Below are 12,725 nucleotides of genomic sequence, written 5' to 3'. Positions count from 1 at the left end.
GCCGGGGCGGCGGAAGCGGCAGGTGCCGGGGCGGCGGAAGCGGCAGGGGCCGGCGGGGCGGTCGGAGTCGGCGCCGTGCCGTTGGAGCCGGGGGAGGCCGCCGTGCCACCGGGGGCCGGGTTGGTCTGGAAGAACTTCACCCAGACCGGGTCGACGCTGGTGGGATCCGACTGGTACTGCTCGTACATCTCCTCCACCAGCCACTCGTTCGGCCCGAATTCGGCCGGAGTCTCGGCTGGCTGAGGGGACTGGGTGTCTGATGACACGGCTTGATTCGCCTCTTCCGGATTTGCGCGCGTGTGCAGTGTGGGTTACCGGTCCTCAAGGCTAGACCCCCGGAGGTCCAAATGCTCGGCCCAGGGCCACATTGCGGCCAGCTGTAAGGCGCGCCACACGACGACCGCCGGACCGAGCCCGGAACGGGGCCGGCGAGTGGGGTCAGGTCTGGTCGCCGCCGTACCGCTGCGCGACCCACACCGGGATCGCCGCGACCACGGTGAGGACGGCCGCGACCACGTTGATCACCGGTGCCTGGTTGGGCCGGAAGAGGTTGTCGAAGATCCACAGCGGCAGGGTCTTGGTCGGGCCGGCGGTGAACTCGGTGACGACGATCTCGTCGAAGCTCAGCGCGAAGGCCAGCAGCCCGCCGGCCAGCAGGGCGCCGCGCATCTGTGGGAAGGTCACCAGCCGGAAGGTCTGCCACCCCGAGGCGCCGAGGTCGGCGGAGGCCTCCTCGAGTCCGGTGCCGGTGCGACGCAGGCGCGCCTGGACGTTGTTGAAGACCACCACGATGCAGAAGGTCGCGTGGCCGACGATCACCGTCGCAAGGCTCAGGTTCATCCCGAGCACCGAGGTGAAGGTGGTCGACAGGGCGATCCCGGTGACGATCCCGGGAAGGGTGATCGGCATGGTGATCAGCAGGCTGATCGGCTGCTTGCCCCAGATCGGGAACCGTTGCAGCGCGAACGCCGCGAGCGTGCCGAGCACCAGCGCGATCCCGGCGGCGCACAGCCCCACGATCGCGGTGGCACCGAGCGCATGCCAGGCGCCGCTGCTGTGCGCGGCGGCGCGCCACCAACCGAAGGTGAAGCCGGTCGGCGGGAAGGCGAAGGTGCGCGAGGTGTTGAACGAGTTCAGCACCACGAACAGCAGCGGGAGGTAGAGAAAGAACAGGACCACCACGCTCAGACCGGTGATGAGGTTGCGCAAGCCGGCCGGGAGTCTCATCGCGTCTCCTGTTCCAGAGCGCCGGTGGCGCGCAGCGCCAGCAGGTAGATCAGCACCACCACCAGCGGCACGAACGAGAGCGCTGCCGCCAGCGGCTGGTCGTTCGCGGTGACGAGCTGGCCGTAGATGACATTGCCGAGCAGCTGCGCCTTGCCGCCGACGATGGTGACCGCGATGTAGTCGCCGAGCGAGAGCGAGAAGGTGAAGATCGATCCGGCGGCGAGGCCGGGGAAGACCAACGGCGCCGCGACACGACGCAGGGTCGTGAGCCCGGAGGCGCCCAGATCGGCGCTGGCCTCCCACATCGAGTCCGGCACCCTGCCGAACGCCGCAGCCAGCGGCAGGATCATGTACGGCAGCCAGAGATAGGCGAGGGTGACGATGGTCGCGCTCAGCCCGTAGCCGATCATGTGGCCGCCGGTGACCCAGTCCAGCGGTCCGCCCGGGGCGAACAGGCCACGCCAGGCGTACGCCTTGACCAGGTACGACGCCCACAGCGGTGTGGTCACCGCGACCAGCAGCACCAGTCGCATCCGGCGCCCGGCGATCTTGGCGATGAACAACGCGATCGGCACCGCCAGGACGGCGTCGATCACCGTGACCGCCAGCGCGACGCCGACGGTGCGCAAGGTGACGGTGCGGAACAGCGAGTCCTGCACCACCGCGAGGAAGTTCCCGGTGGTGGAGACGTGCACCACCTTGCCGGTGAAGGAGTCGACGCTCCAGAACGCACTGACCAGCAGCACCGCCATCGAGCCCAGATAGGCGATGACCAGCCAAGCCAGCGGCGGCACCAGCAGCAGGTAGCCCCGGACGGCGGCGGGCAGTGCGCGCCGCCGCCGTACCGGAGCCGCGGGGGAGAGGCTCATCTCAGCCCTTCATCTGCTGCCACGCGGTGACCCAATCGCTGTAGTCGGTGCAGTCGTCGCCCGAGCCGTCCACACACTGCGTCTGCGGGGTGGTCCAGTAGTGGATCTTGGAGGCGTAGGCGGCGTCGGTGGCGTGATAGGTCTTGCAGAACGCCTCGTCGTAGGTGCAGGACTTGGTCTGCGCCGGCGCCTCGCCGAACCAGCTGGCGACCTCGTAGTTCACCTTCGGGGAGGCGATCCAGTTCATCCACTCGTACATGCAGTTGGGGTGCTGGGCCTCGGACGAGATCATCCAGGTGTCCGACCAGCCGGTGGCGCCCTCGCTCGGCACCGTGGTGCCGACCTGGACCTTCTTGTCGGAGTTGATCAGGTTCGCGATCACCTGCCAGGAGGTGCCCATCACGCTGGCGCCGGACTCGAAGGACTGCACCTCCTTGGTGTAGTCCGACCAGTACTCGCCGATGTTGGCGTTCTGCTGCTTGAGCAGCGCGACCGCCGCGTCGAGCTGCTTCTGGGTCAGCGAGTACGGGTCCTCGATGCCGAGGCTGGGGTCGGTCTTCGCCAGGTACAGCGCGGCGTCGGCGATGTAGATGGGGGAGTCGTAGGCGGTGAGCTTGCCCTGGTAGGGCGAATCGGCGTCGAAGACCGCACTCCACGACGTCGGCGCCTTCTTGACCACCGACTTGTTCCACATCAGCACGTTGGCGCCCCACCCGTGCGGGATGCCGTACATCTGGCCGTCCACCGAGTTCCAGCTCTTGTCCTTCAAGAACCCCGAGATGGTCTTGTAGTTGGGCACCAGGTCGGTGTTGACCGGTGCCACGTCGCCGGCGTAGATCAGCCGGAGAGTGGCGTCACCGGAGGCGGAGACGCCGTCGTACTGACCGGTGCGCATCAGCTGCACCATCTCGTCGGAGGTGCCGGCGACCTTGGCGTTGACCTGGCAGCCGGTCTGCTTCTCGAACGGATGCACCCAGTCGACTCCCGGGTCGTCCGAGCCGTCCTCGGCGTAGCCCGCCCAGACGATCAGGTTGACCTTGCCCTCGCCCTTGCCGAGCGAGTCGGCCTCGGCGACGCTCGGCGGCGTGTGGGCGCTGCTGCCGCCGCTGCTGGTCGTGGTGGTCGACGACGAGCACGCGCTCAGCGCCAACGCCGCGACACCGAGGAGGGCGGCGGCGCTCTTGATGCGGATCTTCATCTGCTGCTCCTGGTGGAAGGGACGAGAGGTGTTCCGCGCCGGCGGCTCAGTCCGGCAACGAGTGGAGGGCGTCCTCGGCCCAGGCGAGCCGGACCCGGTCGCCGCGGGCGATGGGATCGCCGGTGGTGGCGGCGTTCAACGTCGTCACGGTCAGCGTCACCGGTCCGAGGTCGGCCAACAATCGGGTGCTGGCGCCGGCGTAGACGACCTCGGTGATGGTCGCCTCCCGCACGGTGGAGCCGTCGGCGAGTGCGGTGGTGCCGGCCATCGGGTCCGCGAGCACGGCGATCTTCTCCGGTCGTACCGCCCAGGTACCGGTACGGCCCACCACCTGCTCGGCGACCGTGCCGGAGAGCAGGTTGGAGGTCCCCACGAATCCCGCCACGAAGCGGTTGGCGGGGGTCTCGTAGACCGTGCGGGCGTCGCCGACCTGCTCGATCCGGCCGTCGTTGAAGACCGCCAGCCGGTCGCACAGGGTGAGCGCCTCGTCCTGGTCGTGGGTGACGAAGACGAACGTGATGCCGACCTCGCGCTGGATGGCCTTGAGCTCGATCTGCATCTGCTCACGCAGCTTGAGGTCGAGGGCGCCCAACGGCTCGTCGAGCAGCAGCACCTTCGGTCGCACCGCCAACGCCCTGGCCAGCGCCACCCGCTGGCGCTGACCGCCGGAGAGCTGGTGCGGCCTGCGGTCGGCCAGATGGTCCAGGCGCACCATCTCGAGCGCGGCCAGGGCCTGCTTGCGGCGGGCGTTCCGGTCGATGCCGCGCACGCGCAGGCCGTATTCGACGTTGTCCTGCAGGCTCATGTGCGGGAACAGCGCGTAGTCCTGGAAGACGGTGGTGACGTCGCGCCGGTTCGGCGGCAGTGCGGTGACGTCGACCCCGCCCAGATGCACGGTGCCGGCGGTGGGCTGCTCGAAGCCGGCGATCATGCGCAGGACGGTGGTCTTGCCCGAGCCGGAGGGGCCGAGCATGGCGAAGAACTCGCCGTCGGCAACGGTGAGGTCGATGTCGTCGACCGCCACCGTCGAGCCGAACGTCCGACGCAGCTGACGCAGGACCACGGCTGGGCTGGACGGGGCGGCTGCCATGAGCGATAAACTATGAGATCAAAGGTTATGAACGCAACGGGCATTTGTAAGTTCGCCGTAAACAACTTCGCCGTACACAACCGTGGGAGGGTGGTCGATGGCGCGGCACTACTACGGCCAGGCGACGGCTGCGGTGTTCGCGCCACTGGAGCCGCGAGCACGATCCGAGATCGTCAGTCGACGGCTCGGCGACGCCATCGCGCTCGGGATCCTGCCGGACGGCGTCCAGCTTCCCGGCGAGATCGACCTGGCGGCGGCGTACGGCGTCTCGACGGCGACCATCCGGGAGGCGCTCTCGGTGCTGCGTCACGAGGGCCTGATCCAGACCCGCCGGGGGCGGCGGGGCGGCAGCTTCGTCCGGGCCAGGGCCGACGCCGCGGAGACGGCGACCAGGCGGCACCTCGCGCGGCTCAGCGTGGTCGAGCTGCGCGACCTCGCCGATCTGTACGCGACCGTGGCGGGTGGCGCCGCCGCGCTGGCGGCCCGGCGGGCCGGCAGCGATGACCTGGTCCAGTTGGCCGAGGCCGCCGACGCCTTCGCGGCGGCCCCCGACGCCGGCGCTCGTCGACGTGCGGACGCCCGGTTGCGGGTGCTGCTCGCGGTCGCCGCGCAGTCCTCGCGGCTGTTTCGGGCCGAGGTCGACCTGCAGTCGGAGATCGGCGTCCTGCTCTGGCTCGTGAGCGGCGACGACGCCACGCACGCCGACGACGTGGCAGAGGTTCGGGCGACGGTCGACGCGGTATCGTCGGCGGACCCCGAGGTCGCCCGGGCCGCCGTCGAACGGCGACTCGCCAGCGCGACCGCACGGCTGATCGAGCACCGGATCGCACTGACGGATGAACCGACGCAGGAACCGCAGGAACCGACGGAGGAGACGGCGTGAGCAAGGGCGAGGACCGGGTCGCCACGGCGTTCGCGGAGGTGGCCGAGGAGGCGTTCGCCACCGCGCGGCTGGCGGCCACCGCGGCCCTGGCCGGCCTGGCCGACGAACCGGAGCCGACGAGTGCGATGGTCGCGCAGGTGGAGGCCGCGGTGCGACCGGCGCTGGAGCGGCGCGCGGTCCAGGGGGCCGGGTTCGTGGCCGCACCGGGCCTGCTGGCCGACCATGAGTGGTGGTTGGAGTGGTTCGTCACGCGAGCCGATGCGGTCGTCGAGCGACTCCAGGTCCAGACCGAACCGGCGGCGCTCGGCTTCTACGACTATCGCAGCTATGCGTGGTATCGGGTGCCGCACGACTCCGGTCGTCCGCATGTCACCGGGCCGTATGTGGACCACATGTGCACCGAGGACTACGCGCTGACCTTCTCGATGCCGGTGCTGCGGGGCCAGACAGACATCGACGCCGACATCGACGCCGACATCGACTTCGTCGGCATCGCCGGAGTCGATGTCAGCCTGGCCTCGATGGAACGGCGGTTGCTGCCGCATCTGCGGGCCGAGCCCGGCCGGGTCGCCGTCGTCAACGACGAGCGCCGGGTGGTGGTCAGCAACTCCGCCGCGCTGATGTGCGGCACGCGGGCGGATGCCGATGAGCTCGCCGCCGCGCACTCGCGTACGGCGCTGGCCGACCTGCCGATCGAGATCGTCCGCTGGGGGTAGCGGCGGGCCGCGTCGCCCGCTGCTCACCGCCCCGTCTGAGGAGACACCGGTCGACGCGGTCGGCTAACGCCCCCGCCGCCACAGCGCGACGCTGCCCAGCATGACCAGCGCCCAGCACAGCAGGATGGTCAGGTCGTCGGCGTGGATGCCGTGGTCGCGGCTGAGCGTGACCAGGACCGGCCCGGAGAGCCGGGAGTGACCGGCGACGCCGAGGACCAGGTTGACCGACGCCGCGAGGGCCATCACGATGGCACCGAGCCGGGCGAGCGACATGGCCGGACCCTAGCGCGTGACCGGCGTTGACGTGCGCCTCCGGCAGGATTCGAACCTGCGGCACCTGGTACCGGAAACCAGTGCTCTATCCCCTGAGCTACGGAGGCATGCGCCGGGAACCGGCGCGATGAAGAACCCTACAGGTCGATATCGGTGTGAGAGAAACCGGCTCGCACCGATACCCTGCACGGGTGACTCCCGACCAGCTCTCCACCGCGATCATCGACGTCCTGATGGCGCTCTCCGACCGGGGCGAGCTCACCCTTGCCGACGGTGTCCCGACCAGCGTGACGGTGGAGCGCCCCCGGTCCAAGGGTCACGGCGACTACGCGACCAACGTGGCGCTGCAGTTGGCCAAGGGCGCGGGCACCAATCCGCGGGCGCTGGGCGAGCTGATCAAGACCGGGCTGGAGGCCTCCGACGGCATCGCCGCGGTGGAGGTCGCGGGTCCTGGCTTCCTCAACATCACCGTCGACACCGGCGCCCAGGGGCAGGTGGCCGCCGAGATCGTGGCGGCGGGGGCGGCGTACGGCGGGAACCGACTGCTCGCCGGGGAGAAGATCAACCTCGAGTTCGTCTCGGCGAACCCCACCGGACCGATCCATATCGGGGGCGTCCGCTGGGCGGCGGTCGGTGACGCGCTCGGCCGGGTCTTCACCGCCAGCGGCGCCGAGGTCACCCGGGAGTACTACTTCAACGACCACGGCGGCCAGATCGACCGATTCGCGCGATCACTGCTCGCCGCGGCGAGGCGGGAGCCGGCTCCCGAGGACGGATACGGCGGTCAGTACATCGAGGACATCGCCGCCGAGGTCCTCGCCCAGCACCCCGACGCACTGGCGGCCGCCGACCCGCAGGAGGTGTTCCGGGCGGCCGGCGTCGAGCTGATGTTCGCCGAGATCAAGCAGAGTCTGCACGACTTCCGCGTCGACTTCGACGTGTACTTCCATGAGGACACGCTGCACCGCAGCGGTGCGGTGGAGCATGCCGTCCAGCGGCTCAAGGATCTCGGGAACCTCTATGAGAAGGATGGCGCGTGGTGGCTGGCGAGCAGCCAGTTCGGCGACGACAAGGACCGCGTGGTCATCAAGTCGGACGGGACCGGTGCCTACCTCTCGGGTGACATCGCCTACTACCTGGACAAGCGCGAGCGTGGGTTCGACAGGTGCCTGATCATGCTGGGCGCCGACCACCACGGCTACGTCGGTCGGATGATGGCGATGTGCGCCGCCTTCGGCGACAAGCCCGGGGTCAACCTCGAGCTGCTGATCGGGCAGATGGTCAACCTGCTGCGCGACGGCCAGCCGGTGCGGATGTCGAAGCGGGCGGGCACCGTCGTCAGGATCGACGATCTGGTCGGCGCGATCGGCGTGGACGCCAGCCGCTACGTGCTCGCGCGCTACAGCTCCGACTCGCCGATCGACATCGATCTGGAGCTGTGGGCGAAGGCCTCGAACGACAATCCGGTCTACTACGTGCAGTACGCCCACGCCCGGACCTGCGGCATGGTGCGCAACGCCACCGACCTCGGCATGACGCTGCCCGCCGACCTGAGCGACCCGGACGAGTTCGACCCGACCCTGCTCGCCCACGAGCGCGACGGCGAGCTGCTGCGGGCGCTGGCCGAGTTCCCCCGGGTGGTGGCCAGCGCCGCCGAGCTGCGCGAGCCGCACCGGATCGCCCGCTACCTGGAGGACACCGCGTCGGTGTTCAACAAGTGGTACGACACCAAGGAGTGCCGGATGCTGCCGCAAGGTGACGAGCCGGTCACCGCGGTCAACATCGCTCGCCTCGTCCTGGTGGTCGCCACCCAGACGGTGCTGGCGAACGGACTCGGGCTGCTCGGCGTCGGCGCCCCCGAACGGATGTGACCATGGCCGGGACCACCCACGAGGCCGGTTGGGCCCATGCCGCCGGTGCCTTCAGCGGCCCGTCCTGGCTGCGCCAGCCCGCCGACGTCAACGACCTGGTGCCGCGGCTGTGGTCGCGCACCGCCCACAAGAGCGACGGCGAGCTCGTCATCGGCCGGATCGCGATCCCCGAGCTGGTCGCGAACGTCAACACCCCGGCGTACGTGCTCGACGAGGACGACTTCCGGGCCCGCGCCCGCGCCTTCCGGCGGGCCTTCGCCGACCCGGATGCCGACGGGCACCGCTGGGACGTCTACTACGCCGGCAAGGCCTTCCTGTGTACGGCGGTCGCCCGCTGGATCGGCGAGGAGGGGCTCTGCCTCGACGTGTGCAGCAACGGCGAGCTGAGCGTCGCCCTGCGGGCCGGCCTGGACCCGGCCCGGATCGGGTACCACGGCAACAACAAGACCGCCATCGAGCTGCGCCGGGCCGTGGCCGCCGGAGTCGGGCGCATCGTGGTCGACTCCTTCGACGAGATCGACCGGGTGACGGAGATCGCCGCGGACCCGGGCCTGGGCGAGGTCCGGGTGATGGTGCGCGTCACGGCCGGCGTGGAGGCGCACACCCACGAGTACATCGCGACCGCGCACGAGGACCAGAAGTTCGGCTTCTCGATCTCCTCGGGCGACGCCTTCGAGGCGGTCCGGCGGCTGCTCGCGTCGTCCGGCGTCACGCTGCTCGGACTGCACTCCCACATCGGCAGCCAGATCTTCGACTCGGCCGGCTTCGAGGTGGCGGCGCGGCGAGTGCTCGCGTTGCAGGCGCAGGTGAGCACCGAGCTGGGCGTCGAGCTGCCCGAGCTCGACCTGGGCGGCGGCTTCGGCATCGCCTACACCACCCAGGACGACCCCTCCGATCCGGCCCAGCTGGCCACCGAGCTCGGCAAGATCGTCGCGCACGAGTGCCGGGACCTGGAGATCGCCGAGCCGCGACTCTCGATCGAGCCGGGTCGCGCCATCGTCGGCCCGGCGATGTGCACCGTCTACACCGTCGGCACCGTCAAGCAGGTCGCGCTCGACGGCGGCCGGCGCCGCACCTACGTCTCGGTCGACGGCGGGATGAGCGACAACATCCGGACCGCGCTCTACGACGCGGACTACTCCTGCACCCTGGCGAACCGGGCCTCGACGGCGGAGCCGGTGCTCGCCCGGGTGGTCGGCAAGCATTGCGAGGCCGGAGACATCGTGGTCAAGGACGAGTTCCTGCCCGGCGACATCCGACCCGGCGACCTGGTCGCGGTGCCGGGCACCGGTGCGTACTGCCGGTCGATGGCCTCGAACTACAACCACGCGCTGCGCCCGCCGGTGGTCGTGGTCAGGGACGGGGAGTCGCGGGTCGTGGTCCGCCGCGAGACCGAGGACGACCTGTTGGCCACCGACGTCGGTTGATCGAGCCGATGCCGGGTGTCCGCCCACAGAGCGCGACTCGGCGGCGCGGGGCCGACGCCGATACCCTTGCGCCGTGAGCAGTGCGGAGCCCAGTGACAAGCCGATCGACCGCTTGGGGGTCGCCGTGCTCGGATGCGGCGTGGTCGGCTCCCAGGTCGTCCGGCTGCTGATCGAGCAGGCGGCCGACCTCGAGGCCCGAGTCGGCACCCGGCTGGAGCTGGTCGGGGTCGCCGTACGGCGTCTCGACGCTCCGCGCGACGTGGACGTGCCGGCCGCGCTGCTGACCACCGACGCCGAGCAGCTGGTCGCCCGCGCGGACGTCGATCTGGTGGTCGAGGTGATCGGCGGGATCGAGCCCGCCCGGGGCCTGATCCTGGCCGCGCTGGAGAGTGGCGCGAGCGTCGTCACCGCCAACAAGGCGCTGCTGGCCGAGGACGGTGCCACCCTGTTCGAGGCGGCCGAGAAGGCCGGCCGCGACCTGTACTTCGAGGCGGCGGTGGCTGGCGCGATCCCGATCCTCCGGCCGCTGCGCGAGTCGCTGGCCGGCGACCGGGTGACCAAGGTGCTGGGCATCGTCAACGGCACCACCAACTACATCCTGGACAAGATGGACACGCTCGGCGCCGGCTTCTCCGAGGCGCTCGCGGATGCGCAGGAGCTCGGGTACGCCGAGGCCGATCCGACGGCGGACGTCGAGGGCTTCGACGCCGGCGCCAAGGCCGCGATCCTGGCGAGCCTCGCCTTCCACACCCGGGTGACCGCCTCGGACGTCTACCGGGAGGGCATCGCCGAGGTGAGTGCGTCCGACGTCGCCTCGGCCGCCGAGATGGGCTGTGTGGTCAAGCTGCTCGCCATCGCCGAGCTGCGCGCGGTTGAGGGTCCCGACGGGACCGACGGGGCGCAGGAGGAGGCGGTGGCGGTGCGGGTGCATCCGGTGATGATCCCGCGCAGTCACCCGCTGGCCGGCGTACGCGAGGCCTACAACGCGGTGTTCGTGGAGTCCGAGGCCGCCGGCCGGCTGATGTTCTACGGTCCGGGCGCCGGCGGCGCGCCGACCGCCAGCGCGGTCCTCGGCGACCTGGTCACGGTGGCCCGCAACCGGGTGCTCGGCACCCGCGGCGCCGGGGAGTCGGCGTACGCCGCCCGGGCGGTGCTGCCGATGGGGGAGACCATCACCCGCTATCACGTCGCCATCGACGTCGACGACCGTGCCGGCGTGCTGGCCGCGGTGGCGGCCGCCTTCGCCGAGCACGGGGTCTCGATCCAGACCGTGCGCCAGCAGGGCCGCGGCGAGGACGCCCAGCTGGTGGTCGTCTCCCACGAGGCCCGCGATGCGCAGCTCTCGGCGACCGTCGAGCACCTGCGCACCATGGACAGTGTCCGCGACGTCACCTCGGTGATGCGTGTCGAAGGAGCAGAGTGAGCACCATCGTGAGCGACCCGACCACGACCCCCGGCACCCACCAGTGGCGTGGGGTCATCGAGGAGTACCGCGACCTGCTGGACATCCCGGCCGGCACCCCGGCGGTGACCCTCGGCGAGGGCGGCACCCCGCTGGTGGCCTCGGCCTGGCTCTCCGAGGTCGGGCAGGCCGAGGTGTGGCTCAAGGTCGAGGGCAACAACCCGACCGGGTCCTTCAAGGATCGCGGCATGACCGCCGCCATCTCGGTGGCCGTGCACGAGGGCGCCATGGCCTGTGTGTGTGCCTCGACCGGCAACACCTCCGCCTCGATGGCGGCCTACGCGGCCAAGGCCCGGATCACCCCGATCGTACTGGTCCCGTCCGGCAAGATCGCCGCCGGCAAGATGGCCCAGGCGCTGGTGCACGGAGCCAAGGTCATCCAGGTCCGGGGCAACTTCGACGACTGCCTGCGGCTCTCCCGCGGTCTCGCCGAGAACTACCCGGTCGCCCTGGTCAACTCGGTCAACCCGGTCCGGCTGGAGGGCCAGAAGACGGCGTCCTTCGAGATCGTGGACCGGCTCGGCGATGCTCCGGACGCGCATCTACTGCCGGTCGGCAACGCCGGCAACATCTCGGCGTACTGGCTGGGCTACCAGCAGTACGCCGACCTGGGTCGTGCGACCCGCAGGCCGGTGATGCGCGCCTTCCAGGCCGAGGGCGCGGCGCCGCTGGTGACCGGGACGGTCTTTCCGGATCCGGAGACTCGCGCGACGGCCATCCGGATCGGCAACCCCGCCTCCTGGAAGCTCGCCGATGCGGCGGCCGCCGAGTCCGGCGGTGGCTTCGCCGCGTTGAGCGACGACGCCATCCTGACCGCCCAGGCAGACCTGGCACGCCACGACGGCGTCTTCGTCGAGCCTGCCTCCGCGGCCGGCGTCGCCGGATTCCTGCAGGACCTGGCCGAGGGCCGCAGCTATGCCGGTCAGCGGGTGGTGATCACCGTGACCGGCCACGGGCTCAAGGACACCGTGACGGCACTGGAGTGGTTCGGGTCGGTTCCCGAGGTCGTGGTCGATGCCGACATCGACGCGGCCGCCGGGGCCGCCGGACTGGCCGGCTGAGGCGTGACCTACACCGACGGTCCGGTCGAGGTGACGGTGCCCGCGACCTCGGCCAATCTCGGGCCCGGGTTCGACTCGCTCGGTCTGGCGCTCGGTCTGCGTGATCGGCTGTGCGCGGAGGTGATCGGCTCCGGACTCGAGGTCGAGGTGGACGGCGCCGGCGCCGATGAGGTGCCGACCGACGAACGGCATCTGGTGGTGCGCGCGATGCGGGCCGCCTTCGACGCGCTCGGCGGCCAGCCCGCGGGGCTGCGGCTGACCTGCCGCAACGTGATCCCGCATGCCCGTGGACTCGGGTCGTCCTCGGCGGCGATCGTCGGCGGGCTGACCCTGGCTCGCGCGCTGGTGGCCGGGGGCGAGCTGATCCTCGACGACGACGCGCTCTTTCGACTGGCGGCGCAGATCGAGGGCCACCCGGACAATGTGGCGCCGGCGTTCTACGGCGGCTTCACCATCTCCGGCAGCGAGAGCGCCGAGGACGGCACCGAGGACTTCTACGCGGTGCGCGGCTCGGTGGACCCGCGGATCAGCGCGGTGGTCTTCATCCCCCCGACCGGCGTACGGACCACGCTCGCGCGTGGCCTGCTGCCCGACTCGGTGCCGCACGCGGACGCCGCCGCGGACGCCGGCCGGGCCGCGCTGCTGGTG

Annotated in this window: 13 protein-coding genes and 1 tRNA gene; 7 read left to right on the top strand and 7 right to left on the bottom strand. The window is 70.8% G+C overall.

Features of this window, described 5'->3' with window-relative positions; all coding sequences use genetic code 11:
- The 5 genes from QM638_RS04650 to QM638_RS04630 form a co-directional block, all read right to left on the bottom strand.
- Window positions 1–188, bottom strand: a 188-nt coding sequence (locus tag QM638_RS04650) for a 2-oxoglutarate dehydrogenase E1 subunit family protein (protein WP_415140773.1), incomplete at its 3' end; no start/stop codon positions are given.
- 250 nt (window positions 189–438) lie between these two features.
- Window positions 439–1,227, bottom strand: a complete 789-nt coding sequence (locus QM638_RS04645; protein ID WP_415140772.1) for an ABC transporter permease — start codon at window positions 1,225–1,227, stop codon at window positions 439–441.
- On the bottom strand, window positions 1,224–2,096 hold the full coding sequence (locus QM638_RS04640) for an ABC transporter permease (RefSeq protein ID WP_415140771.1): 873 nt from the start codon (window positions 2,094–2,096) through the stop codon (window positions 1,224–1,226). The genes QM638_RS04645 and QM638_RS04640 overlap by 4 nt, the downstream gene beginning before the upstream one ends.
- 1 nt (window position 2,097) lies before the next feature.
- A complete protein-coding gene (locus QM638_RS04635) occupies window positions 2,098–3,294 on the bottom strand; it encodes an ABC transporter substrate-binding protein (RefSeq protein WP_415140770.1) in 1,197 nt (398 codons plus the stop codon).
- A 46-nt stretch (window positions 3,295–3,340) separates the two neighbouring features.
- Window positions 3,341–4,384 carry an ABC transporter ATP-binding protein gene (locus QM638_RS04630; RefSeq protein ID WP_415140769.1) on the bottom strand — a complete coding sequence of 348 codons (1,044 nt, stop codon included), beginning with the start codon at window positions 4,382–4,384 and terminating at the stop codon, window positions 3,341–3,343.
- Window positions 4,385–4,481: 97 nt separating this feature from the next.
- Here QM638_RS04630 and QM638_RS04625 point away from each other — a divergent pair, with 97 nt between their 5' ends.
- Together QM638_RS04625 and QM638_RS04620 are read left to right on the top strand one after the other, a co-directional pair.
- Window positions 4,482–5,267: a FadR/GntR family transcriptional regulator gene (locus QM638_RS04625; protein WP_415140768.1), complete on the top strand. Its 786-nt coding sequence runs from the start codon at window positions 4,482–4,484 to the stop codon at window positions 5,265–5,267.
- The gene (locus tag QM638_RS04620; protein WP_415140767.1) at window positions 5,264–5,983 is read left to right on the top strand and encodes a cache domain-containing protein; all 720 of its coding nucleotides are present in this window, start codon (window positions 5,264–5,266) and stop codon (window positions 5,981–5,983) included. Before QM638_RS04625 ends, QM638_RS04620 begins: the two co-directional genes overlap by 4 nt.
- A 63-nt stretch (window positions 5,984–6,046) precedes the next feature.
- Here the strand turns inward: QM638_RS04620 and QM638_RS04615 are convergent, their stop codons facing one another.
- Together QM638_RS04615 and QM638_RS04610 are read right to left on the bottom strand one after the other, a co-directional pair.
- Window positions 6,047–6,256, bottom strand: a complete 210-nt coding sequence (locus QM638_RS04615; RefSeq protein ID WP_415140766.1) for a hypothetical protein — start codon at window positions 6,254–6,256, stop codon at window positions 6,047–6,049.
- Between the two features lie 34 nt (window positions 6,257–6,290).
- Window positions 6,291–6,363 (bottom strand) — tRNA-Arg (locus tag QM638_RS04610).
- An 84-nt stretch (window positions 6,364–6,447) separates the two neighbouring features.
- On the opposite strand from QM638_RS04610, the gene argS reads away from it, so the two are divergent.
- The 5 genes from argS to QM638_RS04585 all read left to right on the top strand — a co-directional run.
- Window positions 6,448–8,127, top strand: a complete 1,680-nt coding sequence (gene argS, locus QM638_RS04605) for an arginine--tRNA ligase (protein WP_415140765.1) — start codon at window positions 6,448–6,450, stop codon at window positions 8,125–8,127.
- A 2-nt stretch (window positions 8,128–8,129) separates the two neighbouring features.
- Window positions 8,130–9,554 (top strand): diaminopimelate decarboxylase, encoded by a 1,425-nt coding sequence (lysA, locus tag QM638_RS04600; RefSeq protein ID WP_415140764.1) that lies wholly within the window; start codon window positions 8,130–8,132, stop codon window positions 9,552–9,554.
- A 73-nt stretch (window positions 9,555–9,627) separates the two neighbouring features.
- Window positions 9,628–10,977 carry a homoserine dehydrogenase gene (locus tag QM638_RS04595; RefSeq protein ID WP_415140763.1) on the top strand — a complete coding sequence of 450 codons (1,350 nt, stop codon included), beginning with the start codon at window positions 9,628–9,630 and terminating at the stop codon, window positions 10,975–10,977.
- The gene (gene thrC, locus QM638_RS04590; RefSeq protein WP_415140762.1) at window positions 10,974–12,077 is read left to right on the top strand and encodes a threonine synthase; all 1,104 of its coding nucleotides are present in this window, start codon (window positions 10,974–10,976) and stop codon (window positions 12,075–12,077) included. The genes QM638_RS04595 and thrC overlap by 4 nt, the downstream gene beginning before the upstream one ends.
- Window positions 12,078–12,080: 3 nt before the next feature.
- On the top strand, window positions 12,081–12,725 hold a 645-nt coding region (locus QM638_RS04585; RefSeq protein WP_415140761.1), incomplete at its 3' end, for a homoserine kinase.

Source organism: Nocardioides sp., from assembly GCF_047606145.1.
GTDB lineage: Bacteria > Actinomycetota > Actinomycetes > Propionibacteriales > Nocardioidaceae > Nocardioides.
Note: the sequence above shows the minus strand (reverse complement) of the source record. Positions and strands in the feature narration are given on the sequence as shown.

Bases quoted from the DNA above. Each gene is read 5' to 3' on its own strand.
- QM638_RS04625 (WP_415140768.1), top strand. From the start codon at position 4,482: ATGGCGCGGCACTACTACGGCCAGGCGACGGCTGCGGTGTTCGCGCCA.
- QM638_RS04615 (WP_415140766.1), bottom strand. From the start codon at position 6,256: ATGTCGCTCGCCCGGCTCGGTGCCATCGTGATGGCCCTCGCGGCGTCG.
- QM638_RS04645 (WP_415140772.1), bottom strand. From the start codon at position 1,227: ATGAGACTCCCGGCCGGCTTGCGCAACCTCATCACCGGTCTGAGCGTG.
- QM638_RS04640 (WP_415140771.1), bottom strand. From the start codon at position 2,096: ATGAGCCTCTCCCCCGCGGCTCCGGTACGGCGGCGGCGCGCACTGCCC.
- QM638_RS04630 (WP_415140769.1), bottom strand. From the start codon at position 4,384: ATGGCAGCCGCCCCGTCCAGCCCAGCCGTGGTCCTGCGTCAGCTGCGT.
- lysA (WP_415140764.1), top strand. From the start codon at position 8,130: ATGGCCGGGACCACCCACGAGGCCGGTTGGGCCCATGCCGCCGGTGCC.
- QM638_RS04635 (WP_415140770.1), bottom strand. From the start codon at position 3,294: ATGAAGATCCGCATCAAGAGCGCCGCCGCCCTCCTCGGTGTCGCGGCG.